General features: G+C 43.3%; 5 protein-coding genes. All 5 read right to left on the bottom strand.

What is annotated here, in order from left to right; genetic code table 11:
- Nucleotides 1-10 precede the first annotated feature (10 nt).
- Genes MKX42_RS26610 through fabD form a run of 5 tightly spaced genes read right to left on the bottom strand, consistent with a single transcriptional unit; the run spans nucleotide 11 to nucleotide 20,418 of the window.
- Complete coding sequence (locus MKX42_RS26610; RefSeq protein WP_340755909.1) at nucleotides 11-3,958, bottom strand: non-ribosomal peptide synthetase; 3,948 nt, start codon at nucleotides 3,956-3,958, stop codon at nucleotides 11-13.
- Nucleotides 3,951-8,771, bottom strand: a complete 4,821-nt coding sequence (locus MKX42_RS26615; protein ID WP_340755910.1) for a type I polyketide synthase — start codon at nucleotides 8,769-8,771, stop codon at nucleotides 3,951-3,953. Before MKX42_RS26615 ends, MKX42_RS26610 begins: the two co-directional genes overlap by 8 nt.
- Nucleotides 8,771-13,579: a type I polyketide synthase gene (locus MKX42_RS26620; RefSeq protein ID WP_340755911.1), complete on the bottom strand. Its 4,809-nt coding sequence runs from the start codon at nucleotides 13,577-13,579 to the stop codon at nucleotides 8,771-8,773. The genes MKX42_RS26615 and MKX42_RS26620 overlap by 1 nt, the downstream gene beginning before the upstream one ends.
- On the bottom strand, nucleotides 13,563-19,136 hold the full coding sequence (locus MKX42_RS26625; protein WP_340755913.1) for an amino acid adenylation domain-containing protein: 5,574 nt from the start codon (nucleotides 19,134-19,136) through the stop codon (nucleotides 13,563-13,565). Before MKX42_RS26625 ends, MKX42_RS26620 begins: the two co-directional genes overlap by 17 nt.
- Nucleotides 19,137-19,167: 31 nt before the next feature.
- Nucleotides 19,168-20,418, bottom strand: coding sequence for an ACP S-malonyltransferase (fabD, locus tag MKX42_RS26630; protein WP_340755915.1), 1,251 nt, complete (start codon nucleotides 20,416-20,418; stop codon nucleotides 19,168-19,170).
- Nucleotides 20,419-20,422: the final 4 nt, after the last annotated feature.

Here is a 20,422-nt window from a genome sequence, read left to right on the forward strand (position 1 = left end):
TAGACCTCGTTCAGGCTTCTTCACAAAATACACTTATAAGTTCAACATAATCCATAAATAGCTGCTCCATCTCAGCGGGTTTTAAGCGTCTGGCGTTGTACATAACTTTGAATGGAATATATTTATCTGGCGCTTCCAGGCTGACAATAATATCGTAAAAGTCTATCATGCCTTCATTCATCTCCAACCTGTCCTTCTCCAGGATGAGCGGAATGATGTTCGGCTGCGCTTTGATGATTTCGTTAATCTCGTTCATTTGGTACTTCTCGCTCATGGTCTCCTTTAATTGCTTATCTGTTTCTTTTACCAGGTCCATAATGCTATCTATCTCGCTGCCGCATACTCTAACAGGAGCAATAGTCCCCTTTTCAGACAGAGCCGCCTGAATCGTTACTTGCTCTTGCCCGCTTAGCTCCATAAAGAGATACAGATAGAGTGCCGCAAGGATGGTGTTGATATGAAAATTACCGATAGCTCCGATCGCCTGAAGTTTTTTCACCAGGTGGTCCGGCAAGCAATGCTGAATACTGCCTACTGGCCTGTCTGTATAGTACTGAACAAAATAATGCTCAGGAATCGGGAGCGAATCCAAGTTCACTTTTTTCTTAATACTATTTCTCTTATCCAAAAGTTTGGACAAGCCTCGAATTGTCGGAGATGCGAAAATAGCCCCGACAGAAATATGTCCGGGATACTTGGCCTCTATTCTATTTTGCATCTTTACGAGCAGAAGCGAATCACCGCCGACATTAAAAAAGTTGTCATCCATTCCGATTGTGTCTTTTTCCCTGTGAAGGAGTTCGGACCATAGCCCTGCCAGTTCATTTTGCGCAGGGCTTGCAGGAGGAACATAACCCGCAGACTTTCCGCTGCTCTCCTCTGGTACAGGCAGTCGCCGGCGGTCTATCTTCCCGTTAACCGAGATCGGAAAGGAATCTAATTGAATCATATAGGCAGGAACCATATATTCCGGTATTTTTCGCAGCAGATATTCCCTTAATTCTTGAATGTCCAGCCTGCAGTCTGCTGTATAATAAGCGCAGAGCGCTTTAAAGCTGTTATCTGTTTCAATAGCCATGACCAGGGCTTCATGAATGGAGGTATGCTTCAATAATGCCGCTTCAATATCACCAGGTTCGATTCTGTACCCCCGAATTTTCAGTTGATTGTTGATTCTGCCCAAAAATTCAATTTCACCGTCAGGCAACCATTTTCCGAGGTCTCCGGTACGGTATATTCTTTCCTTGGAGCTAAAAGGATTTGGAACAAAACGCTCCCTGGTCAATTCAGGATTGTTAAAATATCCCCTGGCTACTCCTTCTCCGCCAATACATATTTCCCCTGCCACCCCTATAGGCTGCACAAGATCATTACGGTCCAGAATGTACACTTTCACATTAGACAATGGACTGCCCAGATTAATCCGTTCTCCTGCACGCAGTTCTTTGACGGTTGCCCAAACCGTTGCTTCTGTAGGACCATACATATTGTATACCTTCGCATCGGATAGCTTGACGATCTCTTCCAAGAGCTTATCCTGAAACACATCTCCGCCTATCATAATCTCACTTAACCGCGACAGACTGGAGCGGGCTTGATGATTGTCTATTATCATCTGCATTCTTGAAGGCGTGGCCTGAAGCATATCCACCTTTTCGGTATTGATGATTTCAGCCAGTGATGCCGGATCCAGCTGTTTTTTCACACCTGCAATGACTACTTTAAGCCCCAGAGTCAACGGAAGCAGCGTCTCAACCAGAAAGATATCGAAAGAAATAGTAGTCAGGGCGAGAATGGTCTTTTCCGGTATAAATTCAATTCTATTAGCAATTCCGCTAAAAAAGTTCATAAGCGATACATGTTCTACAGCTACCCCTTTGGGTTTGCCTGTAGAACCCGATGTGTATAAGAGGTATGCCATATCACCCGATTGATTGACCGGTTCAGGATTGCAAGATTCCTCCGCATTCATTAATTGAATATCCATAATGATTGCCGCGTCTTTGTATAGATCTCCGGCACCCGCCGAGGCAACAAGGATATACTTCGCCCTGCTGTCCTCCAAAATCAGACGGACCCTTTCTTCGGGATAGCTAGGATCAATGGGCAAAAAAGCTCCGCCGGATTTTAGAATACCTAACAAATATCCAATCATATTAAAGGAGTGATCCATCATGACAGCAACTATATCTTCCCTGCCCACGCCTTTACCCCTTAACAATCTTGCCGTCCGGTTGGCTAATTCGTTCAATTCTCTATAATTCATCTGTTCCCGATCCATCACCAGGGCCACTCGGTCAGGTGTTCTCGCTGCCTGCTCTTCAAAAAGTTCATGTATACATTTCTCTCTGAAAAATGGTGCTTGTGTATTATTAAATTCATGTATATATCTTCGCTGCTCTTCAATGGTTAACATATTTATTTCCATTATTTTGTCGTTTTTATTTTTAGTAATCTCATTCAAAATAGTAAGATAGTGGGCAATCATACGGTGCATCGTTTCATTTTTAAATAAAGCTGTACAATACTCAAGGGTGAAGTGAATCTCATCGCCCAATTCAAAAGCTTCCATCGACAAATCAAATTTTGAAGTGCGGTTGCAATGATTAATAGCCGCGGTCTTCGTTTTTCTAATATGGCTTTGAAAGGTAAATACGGTATCAAACAAAGGATTTCTGCTAAAGTTTCTAGGAACATTAAGCTTATTGATAATTTCTTCATATTGATAGTCCTGATATTCAATAGCTTTCAGTTGACTAAGCTTGACTTCTTCCAAGAACAGCTCGATCGTTTTATCCCCGGCCGGATAATTCCTAAGCGGCAGCATATTAATAAAAAATCCAATGAGGTTTTGAACTCCGTCATGATGCCTGCCGGCAGCGGGTGAACCTACCACAATATCCTCCTGGCCCGAATACTTCATTAGGAGAATATTATATGCGGCGAGCAAAACCATATATATTGTGGTTTGGGTCGAACTTGCCAAGCTTTTTAACTTTTGAGTTAGCTCATGGTTTGCTGTAAAGGTGATATGCCGGCCTTCAAATTGCTGCCTTAACGGTCTGGGATAGTCCAGAGGGAGTTCCAATACGGGAAGCGCACCCTTAAATTGTTCCATCCAGTACTCCTCATGCTTGTTAAGCGAGCCGGAAGCAAACATATTATTCTGCCATTCCGCAAAATCTTTGTATTGAAACTTCAAAGGAGCAAGGGTCTCGTTATTGTAGAGTTTGAACAGTTCATCAATGAGAATATTACCCAGGGAGATTCCATCTGAGATAATATGGTGCATGTCAATAAGCAAGGTATATCCATCAAAAGTATTAAACAGTGCAGCTCTGATTAAATTCCCCTTTTCCAAATCAAAGGGTTTAACAAAATCATTCATTTCTTGTATTAAATCAGATCTGTTACAGCTTTGTTTATACAATCGAAAATCAAAATTCTCATGGATGAATTCAAAGGGTTCGCCTTCTACAAAGCAAAATGACGTTCGCAATGATTCGTGACGCCTGATCAGTTCAATAAACGCTGTTTCCAGCTGCTTGACATCCACTCTTGCATCAAGTTCGATCGCTTCTGACATATTGTAGCTGATTCCTGTTTCTGCGATGGAGCTCAACAGGAATATTCTCTTTTGGGCAGAGGACAACCGATATTTGTCCTTAGTTTCAACCGGTTGAATTCGATACAGATTGGAGGGATTCCCTGCCTGTGCTGTATGCTCCAATTGGTACATCAAATCGGAAAATTTCGTATCCAGCAGAGCTTGAATGGCAGCTTCACCCTTCAAGCCATCAGCTATGCCCGTCATCATTTCCTCTAGTATTGCCTTTACAACTTTCGTATTCTCTTTCTGATTTAGAATTTTTAAACTGCGCAGGGCATCTTCCTTAGTCATTTCTCCTTGTTTAAGATTTAACAGTATATGGGCATTTATCTGGTCAAGCTCATTCATACTGCTTCCCTCTTTTCTCACTCAATAAGGCAATCCCTTCGGCAATAGAGGTATTTCCGGACTCTATAGTTTCAAGCAAGAGGAGAAGCTGCTCTTCATCCGTTTGAATTTCAAGCTCAATGCCCGTTCTCTCGCGGATATAATCTGACATCTCAACGATTGTAGAATAAGTGAAAATGTCCGAGATACTAAGAATTTGCGGATATACCTTATCAATCTCCCGCAATAACTGCATTGCCAGAATCGAATCCCCGCCCATATTATAGAAGGTTTGGTATACCTGAATCTCTTCTAAGCCAAGAACGTTCCCCCAGATAATGGCCAAACGGCTCTCTATCATTTGTTTCTCCGGATTCTCCAAACCGATTACATTGACATCCAATAGACCTTCTTTTGATGCAGCAATATTATTACGGTCCTTGGTGATTCTTTGTTCTGCTTCACGCCGCAAATCTTCACTAAGGCTAAAGGAGGATAGCGACTCTTCAGGAAGGGAAGACATATATTCAAAATTAATACATCCTGGTAGAATATTAGTTACATCGGCAGTCTGAACGTCTTCAAAGACAGTGATTGCTTCTTCAGCACTCATTGCCAAAAAAATCTGATTCTCATCCGAAACACTATGTTCAGCAGCCATACCAACTCCCTTCCACAAAGGCCAGCTGATAGAAGTTCCAGGCAATCCCGTATGATTCCGGTACATGGCATATGAATCCAAATAGGAATTAGCTGCAGTATAATCACTCTGCCCTACTCCCCCAAGCAGCGAGGATACAGATGAAAAAAGCGTAAAGAAGTCAAGCGCATCATTTCTTGTCAAATGACCGAGAAGCCATGTCCCGTACACCTTTGGCGAAATGACTTCATCAAAGATCGCTGTGTCCTTGGCATAGATAAGACCTTTTCCTGCTACACCTGCGGTATGAATGATCCCCTTAATTGCCCCTTGGTTTGAACGGATTTTGTTCAAGACCTCTTCAAGCTCAGGGCCGTTGGAGATATCTGCCTTATAGTAGATATACTTTGCACCTGCCTGCTCAAGCTGTGTTAGCCTTTTTATTATTGCGCAGCAATGCATATCTTCTTTTTTATGCAGGATTTCCTTCCAGAGATTCCGCTCAGGCAGTACTGTCCTACCGATCAAAGCAATCTCTACCTGATGCTGGGCAGTAAGATGTTTCCCAATCTCGAACCCGATCCCTCCTGCTCCTCCGGTTATAACATATACGCCTTCGGTATGATACTGGACCTCCCTGCCAATAGGATTCAGACTTACTCTGCGCATTTCCTGCAAGTATCTTTGGTTCTGGCGATAAGCGGTGCACGCTGCAGTGCCGCGCATAATCTCCGCTATGATCAGATCAATGGATGATTGCCAATCTATATCAATATTTCTGCAGGTTATATTCTCATTTTCCTGGCCAACGACCTTGGTAAGCCCAAACAAGGGGGCGTTGTGGGGTTTGATGGCTTCTTCCTTCCCATCCACCAGATTCACATAATCCGAGATGGTAATCAAATCGGTTTTATAGTTGTATCCTTGAACAGACAACGAGCGTGCAATATTAAAAACGCTGTACACTCCCATTCTCTGGCTGTACTTGAGCTCGTCCAGTGCAGTGATATCTGGCTGCTTAGAGATGGACATTGCATGAATTATTTTTTGAATTTTGTATTGTTTTAATTCATGAAACAGCTCAGAATAATCGTTGTCTTCGCAGATGGTATACTTCCGGTGATTTAATTGCTGATATCCTTCACCCGATTCTACCTCTATCACATCAATCCCTGATTTCCGTAATCCCATAACCAGATGATCTGCCCAACCCGATCGGTCTTTAAAAACCAGAAATTGTCCGTATACATCACTTGCGTTTATTTCACCAAGCGGCGACGGGTACCATTGCATTGCAAAACCACCGCTGGCCTTCTTCGTAAAAGCAGATCTTTTAAACTCTTTTTCCGACACTCTTTTAATTGTATAATCAGCAATACTCATGAAGCAATTTCCATTCTCGTCAAGCAGTTCAATATCAAAAGAGATCGTTTCTTTATTATCGGCGTTCCGTTTTTGGACATAACTGAAAAATCTCGGCGGCATAGGGCCAAAAACGGTGATTCTTTTATACATTAACGGCAGAAATATGCCATCCCCAACACTTTGGCTGATAACATTAACTGCACAATCCATCATAGCCGGATGGATATAGTATTGATTCAAATCCTCTTTGAACTCAATTGGAAGGTTCATCTCGGCAATTATTTCATCGGTTCCCAGATAAACCGTACCCGAGTTGAACCATCTTGGTCCAAACTCAAAAGGCCCATTCACATTGGTGAACGCGGATTGGTATTGCCCTTGGCCGCAGTTGCTGATTATTTCCTCAATACTATAGGTCTTCCCTTGAGGAGTATGGCCTGCAGAAGCACAACCCTGTACGTGAGTGATCCAGCTTGAGCCGTTTTGTTCATTATCCATCTTACTAACAATGGTGAAATTAAGTTGTCCAGTGCCTTTTTCAACAATAATCAACACTGTCTTCTCTTCTCCCGAATGGACTGCCAATGGTCGAATAAAGGTTACTTCACTTAGCTCCAAAACAGCATCCTTGTAGTATTTGTCAAATATTCTCTTGAACATTTCCAGATAGGTGGTACCTGGAACCACATGCATATTCATAACTTTATGATCGCTTAATACCCAATGCTCGTTGACGGAGAATCGGGTCTCATACACATCTCTATCTGGAAGCTCAGTGACTCTTCTATGCACCAGAGGATGTTCTTTCCTATGCTCCAAGGCATTTCCATGAAACTCAACAACATTGGGCGATGCCCAATATCTCAAACGTTCCAATGGATATGGCGGCAGGGATACTCTGTTTCTTCTGCTGCCTGCATATAATGTCTCCCACTCCACCTCTGCTCCCTTGATATACAATCTGCATAGCTCAGCAAGAGCCGTATCGGCAGCATGAGGATTGGAATGGACTTCCTGGACTCTTTCCATGGCACTCAAGGTATACCCCTTTTTTTCTTTTTCGGTAAGCTCATTCGGACTTAATACTTTTTTGCTTGGCGGGACAAGCGTATGCTCGCCGTAGAAAAACCAGGATTTATCTATGGTCATGATTCCCTGTGAAACCAGAAGGTTTAATTTAGTCCTCAGATCAGGCATATCCTGTACAGTGAATGCTATTCGAAATAGATAGTCTCCTCTGCCCGTGTTGGCGGTATAGCAAATATCCTGCATGGTCAACGATTCATTTCTGTTCACAAACTGGACATACTTATTCAACGTATGCTCAAGCCCCGCCCTACTTTTGGCTGAGAGCTTCAGCAATCCGGGTGCTGAGGTTATATCCTGATCGTGCCGGACAGGCGGAGGTGCCTCTTCCAATACCAGATGGCAATTTGTTCCACTGAATCCGAACGAACTAACCCCGGCCCGCCGCGGCTTGCCGTTACTGTCCCAGCTACTTGCGGTATCATTGACAAAAACAGGACTATCACAAAAATGGATGAATTGATTGGGATATTGAAAGTTTAGACTGGGGGGAATAATCCCGTTTTTCAGAGACATCACAACTTTAATCAAGGAAGCCATTCCGGAAGCGCCCACAAGATGACCGATATTGGTTTTGACTGAGCCTATTCCGCAAAACTGCTTCTTATCGGTGTATCTCCGAAAAGCATTTGTTATCCCCTTAATTTCTATGGGATCGCCTAAGACTGTACCCGTGCCATGTGTTTCAATGTATCCGATAGTATCCGGTTCTACCTTGGCCTCTTGCCAGGCATCAATAATCAGTTTTTCCTGGGCTTCCGCATTAGGAGCCGTGATTCCGTTCGATGCACCATCGTTATTAACGGCCCCTCCTTTGATCACAGCATAAATATGATCCCCATCATCAATCGCTTTGCTTAAAGGCTTCAATAGAACTGCCGAGGAGCCTTCCCCCCATACGGTGCCGTTGGCTGCATTGTCAAACGTTCTTACAATACCGTCATTCGACTCAACCATATCCATCTGGCTGGCTTGAGCCTTAAACCCGGGGAATATTGAGATATGGATGCCCCCGGCAATCGCCAGCTCACACTTCTTATCATTTATAGCCTGGCATGCCTGATGTACAGCAACCAAGCCGGAAGAACATGCCGTATCTATAACCATGCTTGGACCTTGAAAATTGTAAATGTACGAAATCCTGCTGGCGAGAATACCCGCCCAGGAACCTGTAAGATGCATCTGATGGTGTTCAGTTACATATTTGTAATGTGAAGTATTTGTATGATCCTTTCCTACATACACTCCAACCTTTCCCCCGTACAGCTTATTTCCTCCATAGCCCGAGTCCTCGATAGCCAACATTGCAGTTTCGAGAAAGACACGCTGCAGGGGATCCATGAATTCAGCCTCTTTAGGAGGAATCCGAAAGAAATCCGCATCAAACTTATCAATTTCATTTAAGTACCCGCCCAAGATATAAATATCTTGTAAATCCTCTTCATTAGTAGCCAGGATCCCATTGAGCAGTTGGGCATGATAAGAATTCATCAGCAGCTGATTGGCGTCGTTCTGTCTTTCCTTTGGAAGTTCGCCGATACATGCTTTACCCTGAAGAAGATTATCCCAATACTCGTCAATATCAGCAGCTCCCGGAAATTTTCCGGATATTCCGATAATTGCAATATCTTGCTTGGTCTGAGGAGTGCTTTTTGCTATTTCCATGAGCAATTCCTTGGCAATGTGCTGAGGCAGCTTTTCATCCGCAACTTGCTGCAGTAAATAATTTTTGACCTTCTGCATTAATGATGACCCTCCCGTTCCATTCTTTTGCTTGCCTGGTTTACATCAATCTCTCCCTTTACAAGCCGGTCCAGAATATCATCAATATCCGCGCCGATCTCCCACTCTTCCTCCCTGCTAGAGGTAGAGTGACTAAGTTGCTTGCGATCAATAAATTCAGCCAAATTTATAATGGTAGGGAAAGTAAATATATCAGCGATATCAACTACTTCACCGAATGCCTTCACTATTTCTTTCAATAGCCCCGTCGCTAGTATAGAGTCTCCTCCCAAGTCATAAAAGTTATCATATATATTTAATTCATTCAGTCCGAGCATTTGCATCCAGATTTCTCCCAATATCTGTTCAGTATGATTAAAATCGTCTTCTGCTCTTCCGGTCAGCCGCAGCTTGGGCTTCATCCCCTGGGGTTGGGACGGCAATTTGTCCGATGCTCTGTTCACTCTTTTGAACTGATTCAGCCGTGATTTAATAGTGTCGGATACATTCAAAAAGCTACGGCCCCAATCTGCCTGGGTTAAGAATGTTTCGTTTAATACACCAGGCAGTACTTGTTCTGCCCGGGATTGTAAAATATGCTCAAACGCTTGGATTCCCATATGGTTGGAAATTGATCTAAAAATAGTCCTATCATCCGAAAGACCATAATCAAACGCTATGCCCGTCTCGCTCCAGGCAGGCCAGTTAATCGAAACTGTATGTTGGCCTTTGCCGTTTCTGTACCATGAATAGGTATCCATATATGCATTCGCCGCCGTATAGTCACTCTGGCCTGCGCCTCCCAAAATTGATGTAACAGAAGAGAACATCACGAAAAAATCCATGTTCTCTTTGGAGGTAACCCGGTCCAGATTGTAAGTGCCTTGTATTTTAGCGGCCATAACCTCTTTAAATGTGTCTTCATTTTTCCGGAATATAAATCCGTCACCGGCTATGCCTGCGCAGTGAATGACTCCGTTAACTTTACCGTGCTTCAGTATAATCTGCTCATATACTTTTCTCAGACTGTCAAAATCCGATACATCTACTGTGTAAGCATCAATCTGCGTTCCGCTTTCTTCTATTGCCTTAAGAGATTCCAACTTTTTGGATAGCTTATCATGGTCACCACTGCCAATGAGCAAGTCCCATTTCTCTCTTTCCGGCAATGGCGTTCTGCTGAGGATGCATATATTGACATTATCTTTGGAAGCCAGGAATTTTATCATTTCCATTCCTAATCCTCCTGTGCCTCCAGTGATGATATACACGCCTTGATTGCTTATCGGGATGCGAGATTCATCTACAGCTATCAAATCTTTGATTTCCATTAGAGGAACATAACGCTGACTGGCACGATAAGATACACGCTTATTGTCAGTACGGTTCAACTCCAGCCAAATATCCCCTATATCTGTACCTTCTTCAATATCAATTCCTTTGCAATATATGTTATCGTATTCCTGGCCAATAACTTGGCACAGCCCGAATAACGCCGCGTTATGCGGATTATATTTCTGCTCTTTACCTGTAACGCGATAGGCGTAATCGGAAACAACGTACATACTTATATTCTTAATTTTATGGGCTATGAGGGCTTTAGTAAGATAGAACAAACTAATTACACCCTTTTTCAACGCCTCATTCATACTCCTCTGATCATCGTCCCAGATGCTGTCATCCAGTGAGAGCAGGTGGATTATACGTTCAATAGAACCTCTATGCTGGCATGCCTCCAGCAATCTTGTGTAATCTTCTTGGGTGCTGCGGATGGTAAAATGATTATTGCATTCAACATAGCTGTCACCTGTCTGAACTTCAATATAATCCATTCCTCGTTTCTTGAATCCATCGCTTATTCTGCCGCTTGCTCCCTCACTCCCTTTAAAGAGAATCGTTATTCCCTTTGCCGGCTCATGCTGTCTGTTCACGTTCTCATTCTCGAGCGGGGACCAGACCATTTCATAATATTGCAGTCCGGTTTCCTTTTTCTCCAGCTGCTGCAAGTGAGAATTGACTTTCTTTATGGTATAACCTTCGATCTCTGCGATCGGATCGAATTGGGCATCAAATAGCGTAATATTATACGTTCGGGCTTCCGTGCCAGTGTAGTTGCCCACTTGATGAACATAACTGTAAAAACTCCCGGGGATATTCTTGAATACTTTAATTCTTTTGTAACCAAAGGGAAGATAAAGTCCTTCTCCGATACTATTTATCGCTAAATTCACCGCACAATCCATTAGAGATGGATGGAGGGTGAATAGTTGCAGATCCTCATTGTATATTTCAGGGAGCTCCAAATAGGCCAGCGCCTCATTATCACCTTGGAACATTTCCACTATAGTCTTCCATCTAGGTCCCGTCGTGATTGCTTCTTCTTCCTGGGATTGATTAAAAATCAAGCTGGGCTGGTCTTTAAAACGATTCCACAGACTTTCCATATGGTCATTAGCTTGCTTCATTGGATGCTCCGTAAATATGATGCTGCCCACCGCATGCTTGGTCCAATCTCCATCACCATCTGCTGCTGACTTGCTGGCAATGACAAACTCCGGGATTGCCGAAGTTGTCACACAAATATGAACGGTTTTCGGTTCTCCTTCCTCTACGATCATTGGAGTCAAAAACGTTACATTACCAAGCTCAAATGAACGTTCGGGATAACTCTCATGACAAATATTGATCATCATGTCGAGATAGGCGGTTCCGGGTAAAACACATCTTCCCATAACTCTGTGCTCACTCAGTATCCAGTTTTTTTCTGAACTGAGCTCAAATATGTACACATCTTCATTCACTGATCTTATAAGTTTTTTATCAGCCAGCGGATGCAGCTCCCGGCCGTCAATAACCGGACCCAGATTAATCCAGCACCGGCTTGGCATAAATGGATAAACAGGGAGGCTGATCCTGCGGTATTGACACGGTTCATACATATCGCTCCAATTCACATCCGCACCTGCAATATATAAACCGCATAACTCCTTTAACTTATCCTCCAAAACGGTGCCAGTCACACCGGCCACTTCAAGTGTAAGCTTGCGGCATATGCCTGTAATCCGATTGAACTCCTCCTCCGTCAATTCTTTCGCTTCCGTCCTGTGCTTATGACTGGAGATAAGATGATGCACACCGCAATATACCCCATCACTTCCGTTGCCGTTCATCCCCCGATTCAGCAACAAATTTAACTGGGCGCGAAGATCATCTATAGTTGTGAACAGTATAGCTGCCCGATAAGTGTAGTGGCCTCGTCCGGTATTGGCGGTGTAGCATAAATTATCCAGGTGGATATCGCTGGCCTTAGCCGTAAATCTGCAATACTCTTCCACCAAATGATGCAAACTCTCTCTTGTTTTCGCTGATAAGGTTAAAATTCTCAACTTATCCTGTTCGGATTCAGACCCTTCCGTGACTGAAGCGGGGGCTTCTTCCAGAATTACGTGACTGTTTGTGCCACTCAGGCCAAAAGAACTTACACCGCATCTTCTTGGTGAGCCCTCACATTCCCATTCCCGCAAAATATCATTTACAAATACCGGAGAATCACTAAAATCTATTTTGGAATTGGGCCTTGTAAAATGCAAGCTGGGTGGCAGCTTCTTATACTTCAATGCCAATACCGCTTTAATCAGCCCGGCAATTCCCGCCGCATGATCCAAATGCCCGATACTGGATTTCACCGAACTTACCGCACAAAATTGTTTTTTACCGGTGTATTCCCTGAAGGCCATATCTATACCGTCTATCTCCAGCGGGTCGCCGAGCCGGGTTCCCGTGCCATGGGCTTCGATATAGGTAATGGTCTCCGGATCTATTTTCGCCTGCTCCCATGCATCTATCAGCAGCTCCTTTTGTGCCAGTGGATTAGGAGCTGTAATCCCAATGGAGTTCCCGTCCTGATTAATCGCCGATCCTTTAATGACTGCATATATATTATCTTTATCTTGTATGGCCTTGTTAAGCGGCTTTAGAAGAATAACCCCTACTCCTTCTCCAAGCCCGGTTCCTTCCGAGGAAAAGTCGAATGTTCTCGCTCTGCCATCGGGAGATTCGATATTGATATCAACAGGACCGCTTTTTTTCGTTGTTAGAGGTAAAAGACTCAACTTTATTCCTCCAGCCAGAGCCATATCGCAATCATTTTTTCGAATCGCCTGGCAAGCCAGATGTACTGCAAGGAGGGCCGATGAACAAGCAGTGTCTACAAGCATACTCGGCCCCTTTAAGTCCAATAAATAGGCCAGCCTTGCTGCAATCATAGATTTAATATTTCCAACAAAAGAAAGATTCATATCCTCACTCTTGCATAGCTGAAGAAAAGCTTTGTAATCGTCGCCTGAATCAGAGCTGTTACCCAAATATATTCCTGTCCGGGTTCCAGAGAGCTTATTTCCCCCATAACCTCCATCCTCTATCGCATGATAGGCCGCTTGTAGAAATAATCGCTGGTTAGGGTCCATAACACTCGCTTCCCGGGGAGATATCTTAAAAAAGGAGTAATCAAACTTATCAATGTCGTCTATATACCCTTTTTCTGCGTAGTCTGGATGATCTGTATCTTGAATATATTTCAAGAAGTCATCCAGATCTGCTTTTCGTCCTGCTGGCAGTTCCCTGATCCCATCTTTGCCTTCTGCTATCAGATTCCAAAATTCTTCAAGGTTACTGCTCTCGGCAAACCTGCCAGAAACGCCTATAATGGCAACTTCAGTATTCTCATTATGGTTTCTCTGCTTCAGCAATTTAATCAGTTGAACGGCAGATGGTTTACTGATATTGTTTTGAGCCGTATTTTCAATAATCAGCTTAATAATCTCTTCCACGTTTTACCTCCATATTCAATATTCCTTGAACAATATCATCCGTAGATATATCCTCTGCTGCACCCATTTCAAGCCACTTCATGATTTCATCATCCATATTCACATCGGCGATATCCGCTTTTTCTTCCTGCTGCCCTGCAATTCTCTCTAAATGTTTAGCCAACTTGAATACAGATGGGTATTTAAAGAGATCAACAATCTTAATATGGTCTGGATACCGCTCATGAAGGAACGATTGCATAGTTGTCAAAATCAGTGAATTGCCGCCCAAATCAAAAAAGTTATCATGTATACCAATCTCCTTCATGTCAAGCAGTTCACTCCAGAGATGAACCAGATACTTCTCTGTACTACTGGTTGGACTTGTATACTCACTGCTCATTGCTGGCCTTTGGCTTAGGTCCAGTTCAAGCAGACGTTTTTTCTCAATTTTCCCATTAGGCAGCAGGGGCATACTTTCAATGGCAATAAAGCGTGCAGGTATCATGTAATCGGGCAGACTCTCTTCCAAATATGCTTTGATTTCATTTACAGTCAATTGCACCCTGGCCACATAAAAGCATAATAATTCAGTGCTGTTATTGCGTTCATCTGCGATTGCCGACACTGCATCGACCGCATGATGCTTCATTAGAGCATTTTCTATTTCCCCCGTTTCCACCCGGTATCCGCGAATTTTGACCATACCATCCTTTCGTCCCAGATATTCTATATTTCCATCCGGCAGGTATTTGCCAACATCGCATGATTTATACATTAGGCTATCCGCTTTCCCGGTCAGAAAGGTTTGCCGGTTCTGCTCCTCAGCCTTATAGTACCCGTTAGTAATATTAGCCCCGCACAGATAGATTTCCCCCGGAATCCCTGCAGCACACAGGTTCATATCCTGATCCAATATAAGGATTTGGTTATTGTCGACCGGCCTGCCGATCGGAATTTTATTCATTGTATCCAGCTTATCCCGTGGAATCGTATAACTTGATATCCATATGGTGGCTTCGGTAGGTCCGTACATATTCAATATTTCCGCTTCTTTAAAGCGGACTGCTATCTCCTTAGCCATTTCTGTACTCCACACTTCACCACCCAGCATTACTTTGCGTACCTTCTCCAGCTTTGCGTTTACGGGCTGGCCACTTTTAAATGCAGCCAGCATTTGATTCATTAACGAAGGGACAGAGTGCCATATCGTAATACCTTTATCTTCAAGATAATCTATGAAAGCGCGACTATCCCTCAGCAGCTTTGGAGACATTAAATGAAGCTCTGCTCCACTAAGCAAAGCACCAAATATTTCAAATACAGAAATATCAAAACTGATGGAACTGACCAGCATCATTTTATCTGTCCGGGTTATCCGGTTATGACCGATAGCCCATGTAATAAAGTTATCCACATTGGAATGTGTAACCATCACACCTTTGGGCTGTCCGGTAGAACCGGAAGTATACATAATATACATAAGATCAGCATAGTGATTACTTTGCGGATGATTATCAGAGCTGTGGTCCGCGAGGTCAGCCCTGCTGTACATCCTATCCGTTGGTGAACCTGGTTCGCTGCCTGTTACATTAAGGATGGCAAGTTTGTCATTCATACTGAGCGTAAGCGCCTCTTCCAGATGTTCATCTTCCGTTATAATGAACTTTGAACCGCTGTGTTTAGTCATAAAAGCTAGTCTTTGTAAGGGATACGCCGGGTCCAACGGAACATATGCACCGCCAGCCTTAAGAATACCCAATATGCTTGCAATTGCGTGTATGCTTTTATTCATCAGGACTAGAACAGGCTCGTTTGGACCAACATGCTCTGAGCGCAGCAGCCCTGCAATCCGATTAGCATAATGATTGAGCTCTTGATAGGTTAGGCTGCCTTCCTCGCTTACCAGAGCAATCTGATCTGCATGGAACTGAACCTGTTGTTCGAATCCTGAATTTAAGGTTAAACCAGGCTTATGCTTACCCGTATGCCCTGCCGAATGACTCAGCAGCATCTCTTTTTCCTTCGCCCCAAGCATATCAATATCTGCAATCCGAATAGAGGAAGCAGCGACGATTTGCCGGATAATATGAATATAATGCCCCGCCATCTTCTCTATGAAATCTCTGCTGAACAAGTCCGTCGCGTACTCTAAGCTCATGGAGATGACACCAGCCTCTTCCATTGCTTCTAGCGTCAAATCATACTTTGAAAACTTATGCTCCATTTCAAATTCTGATATTTTTAAATCCGCTATGCCTATAGGCTGTTTTTTCATATTTTGCATAATAAACATCGTGTCAAATAGGGGACTGCGGCTCAGATCTCTTTTCAGAGCAAGCCGGTCTACCAGATCTTCAAATTGACATTCCTGATTGCTATAAGCTTCCATTACGTTTTCTTTTACTTCCAATAGAAAATCTATAAATCTCTTATCCCCTGACGGATAATTTCGCATTGGCAATGAATTAATAAATACACCCATCATGTTCTCCAACTTGACATGGGGTCTTCCGGTAACAGGTGAGCCGATAATAATATCTTGCTGGTTCGTATACTTGTACAACAAAACATTGTATGCCGCCAGCATTACCATATATAAAGTCGAACCGGTCTGTAAGGATAAATTTTTCAGTCCTTCTGCTAGCTCCTGATTAATCCTGCAATTCAGCCTGCTTCCCTTGTAGGTCTGAATTTCGGGACGATTCTTATCCAGGGGCAGCAACAATTGAGGGAGATTACGGTCGCCAAATAAATCCAGCCAATATTTCCTTTGTCTGGACAAATCTTCACTTTCAAGTCTGCGGTTATGCCATTCTGCATAATCTTTATACTGCAATTCAGGTTTGTTAACCGGTGCACCTATGTAAGCGTCAATAATTTCTTGAGCCAATATCCCCATCGTTGTTCCATCCGAAACAATATGATGGCAATCCATTACAAAGATATGCTTGCTTTCTTCTCTTTCTATCACCATTGCGCGAAAAAGCGGTCCTTTTTCTAAATTAAACGGCATAATAAAATCACTGATTATCTTTTCAATATCTTGATCGGTATCTGCGACATACTGCAGCCTAAAATCAAAATCCTCGTGAATTTTTTGTACCCATTTCCCTTCCTGCATTTCAAAAGTGGTTCTGAACACTTCATGATTGTCAATCACCTTGCCTATAGCCCGGTTCAACCGCTCACTATCGAGGTTTCCCTCGATAACTAAAGACACCGGCAAATTATATGCCAAGCTTTCCTCATCGAGCTTATACAGCAGCAACAGACGCTTTTGGGCGGCAGACAGTGGGTAAACATCTTTTTTCTCAGCAGGAAGGATATCGCTCTTTGCAACTGCCCTTATTTCCGGCTGTTCGCTGATCATTGAGAACTCGGCTACGGTTGGGTACCTGAGCACGTCGGATACCTCAATCTTGCGGCCTATCGGTTCTTCCAGAAAATTAGCAATTCGAGCAGCATGGATAGAGTCTCCGCCCGCGGTGTACAAATCCCTGTTAATGTCTATCTCCTGATAACCGAGAACATTTGCCCAAGCCGAAGCTACGAGCCGTTCCATATCTGAGTACAGACCGGAGTCTCTGCCCAGCAGCCGGACATTAACAGCAACATTAGCAGCAAAGCTTGTTGAGTCCGTTCCTACAGAATGTTGATTTTGTGTGAAATGAATCGGTTGCTCAAGCCTAACCCAGGAACGTTCTCTCGCAAAAGGATAAACTGGCAGTCCGGCAATCTTGTATCTGTTTTGTTTGTATAACTTCTCCCAGGCTATATCCGCACCCGCAATATAATCCTTACACAGTAACTTCAACATGTTCTCTTTCTCATATTGGCTCAAGTTAGGACTAAGATACTCCTTCAGCCCGTCTTCCGCGTATGTAATCCGGCTATTTTTTCCCTTTTCCGCTTGCGAATCGGCACTTGTCTGATAGAACATGCCCATATCATTACACAACCACAGATCATCTAATCCGCTAAGAAGCTCAAGTTGGGCGGATAAATCATTAATACCGGTTACAATAAGAGCTAACCGGTTATTATAATGCCCTCTGCCTGTATTCACGGTATAGCAGATATCCTCAATGGATGCACATTGATTTTCATTTATATAATTAGCAAAGGATCGAACCAGTTGCTTTAAAGAGTTTACATTTTTGGCTGACAGAGTAAATATTTCAGTCCCGGAATTCACATGAGAAGATACTCTGTTCTTATATGATTCAAGGATGATATGGCTATTGGTCCCGCTAAGTCCAAATGAACTGACACCACAGCGTATAAGTGCATTCTCATCAAACCGCAGCACGTCTGTATTCACAAATACGGGTGATTCCTGAAATCTAATGTTCCGGTTAGGCCGCTCAAAATGAATAGATGGCGGTAATATCTTGTGATTAACAGATAGAGCAGCTTTAATCAATCCCGTGATGCCGGCGGCACTGTCCAGATGCCCGACGTTGCTCTTAACCGATCCAATAGCGCAGAATTGTTTTCTGGCGGTATATTTACTAAATGCTTTAATAATTCCATCAACTTCAATAGGATCTCCCAATGGGGTCCCAGTACCATGGGCTTCTATAAAAGAAAGAGTCTCCGGATGGACGCGCGCATCCTTTAAGGCCCGTAAAATCACATCTTCTTGAGCGGCGGTACTAGGAGCGGTTATCCCATTGGAATTACCGTCCTGATTAATTGCGCTACCCTTAATTACAGCGTATATATAGTCTCCGTCTTCAATGGCTTTCACTGCCGGTTTTAAAAGAATAGCAGCGACTCCTTCACCAAGTCCTGTCCCGTCAGAGCTATTGTCAAATGTACGGGTCAGCCCGTCTTTGGATATGATCTCCAAACCCTCATTCTGTTCCGCTTTGACCGGAAGCAGGGCGATATTAACACTACCTGCCAAAGCGTATTCACATTCATCATTTCTTAAGCTTTGACAAGCAATATGTACAGCAACAAGTGAGGAGGAACACGCTGTATCCACAATCATACTGGGCCCTCTGAAATCAAGCAGATAAGAGATACGGCTTGCGATAATAGATCTTATATTACCGACTGTTGAGGCATTGTATTGGGATGGGGCACCCACTTCTATCAATCTTTTATATTCATCTCCAGAACTGGAACCAACAAAGACACCGGTTCTGCTGCCTTTGAGCTTATCCCCCCCATATCCCGCATCCTCCAGAGACTTCCAAGCTGTCTCCAAAAATAATCTTTGCTTGGGATCCATTAACTCAGCTTCTCTGGGGGATATACGAAAAAATTCATGATCAAATTTATCAATCTCAGGGATAAAAGCACCCTTGGAGTATTTTGGGCGGGATTCATCCATTCCTTGTTGTAAATACAACGATTGTATATCTTCATCGCGAACAGAAGGAAAATTACCTACCAGATCTTTTCCATGAACCAGAGCATCCCAAAAACACTTCCAGTTCTCAGTTTCAGCAATTTCACAAGAAATCCCTATTATTGCAATATCTCTGTCCGATAACTCCACTTCTTGAATGACAATCTCATCATCAGATGCTTTAGATGTGGTTAGGTCAAATAATTTATTGATCATTATGCCCTCCATACTTCTGATTATTGATTGGTTATGCAAAAAGTTTGAAATTTGGAAATAACCCTTCAAGCCCAGTCTCGTTAAAAATCTGCTCAAATCTGTTCTTCTGTTCAGCCTGCACAGTACCTTTGGTGGCAAAGACTAATTTCAGCATGTCTAAAGCTTGTTCCATCTGGCTAAGTGTCGGTGCTTTATGTTCCTTCTCTAAATCCTCAACGAGTTTTTGGATTCCCCGATAAGGTTCAATAACCCCTTTACGATATTCTTCATCATTCCAATTGGTGTTTTTTGTACAGACTGCAATAGCAAGACATCTTGTCATCAATTTCAGTTTGTTGCCTTCATTGATCTTACGGGTCTGATTAAATCGCTCCATCTCCTCTTTTGAATCAAAGGCATATACGGAAGCAGTGGAGGAGATCGTCCGCACCATTTTTGCCAGTACATCTTTAGGCCCGACCTCTATAAAAGTATCTACACCCCGTTGCAACAAATATTGCATAGATGGCTTCCATGCGACAGGACTCTCAATCTGCTTGATCAAATAATCGATAATGCTGTCTTTTCCCGGATATGGAAGAGCTGTTACATTCGATATTACCGGGATGTTCAAATCATGGAACTGATATTGCAATAACTCTTCTCTATAAAGCTCTGCAACCTGCTTCATCAACGGACTATGGAAGGGTGCACTCACTCTAAGCGGAATCACCGTTGCACCAATCTTCGCTAACGCTTCACCAGCACGTTGTACTGCATCTTTATAACCCGAAATAACCAGCTGCTCTTGAGTATTATAATTAGAAATTACCGCATAGCTTTCCAGAGTCGATACGTTCTCACAAACTTCCTTAATTCTCTCTTCACTGACTCCTGTCACAGCTGCCATAGATCCTGTATCCAGAGGAACAGCTTCTTGCATCAACATTCCTCTTCTACGCACCATTTTCAAAGCATCTGCAAAGGCAATAGCCCCAGAACAGACCAATGCTGAGTATTCCCCTAAACTGTGACCTGCACAAAATCCAGGCTGCAGTCCCAACTCGCTGGCGTATACCCGGTTTGCAGCTACACTGGCTGTTAATATAGCCGGTTGTGTATGTTCGGTCTTCGTCAGTTCGGCTATATTTCCGTCAAAACATAATTTTGAAATGTCATATCCAAGAACATCATTCGCTTCTTCAAAGACGGCAGCAGCTACCCGGGAATGCTCACACAGCTCAGCCCCCATCCCAACATACTGAGATCCTTGTCCTGGAAAAATAAATGCAACACTCGTCATATTA

Origin of the sequence: Paenibacillus sp. FSL R7-0204 (genome assembly GCF_038002225.1) — a bacterium.
Taxonomy (GTDB): Bacteria; Bacillota; Bacilli; order Paenibacillales; family Paenibacillaceae; genus Paenibacillus_AQ.

Coding starts and splice junctions, on each gene's coding strand:
- MKX42_RS26610 (WP_340755909.1), bottom strand. CDS start 3,958: ATGAATGAGCTTGACCAGATAAATGCCCATATACTGTTAAATCTTAAA.
- MKX42_RS26615 (WP_340755910.1), bottom strand. CDS start 8,771: ATGCAGAAGGTCAAAAATTATTTACTGCAGCAAGTTGCGGATGAAAAG.
- MKX42_RS26625 (WP_340755913.1), bottom strand. CDS start 19,136: ATGATCAATAAATTATTTGACCTAACCACATCTAAAGCATCTGATGAT.
- fabD (WP_340755915.1), bottom strand. CDS start 20,418: ATGACGAGTGTTGCATTTATTTTTCCAGGACAAGGATCTCAGTATGTT.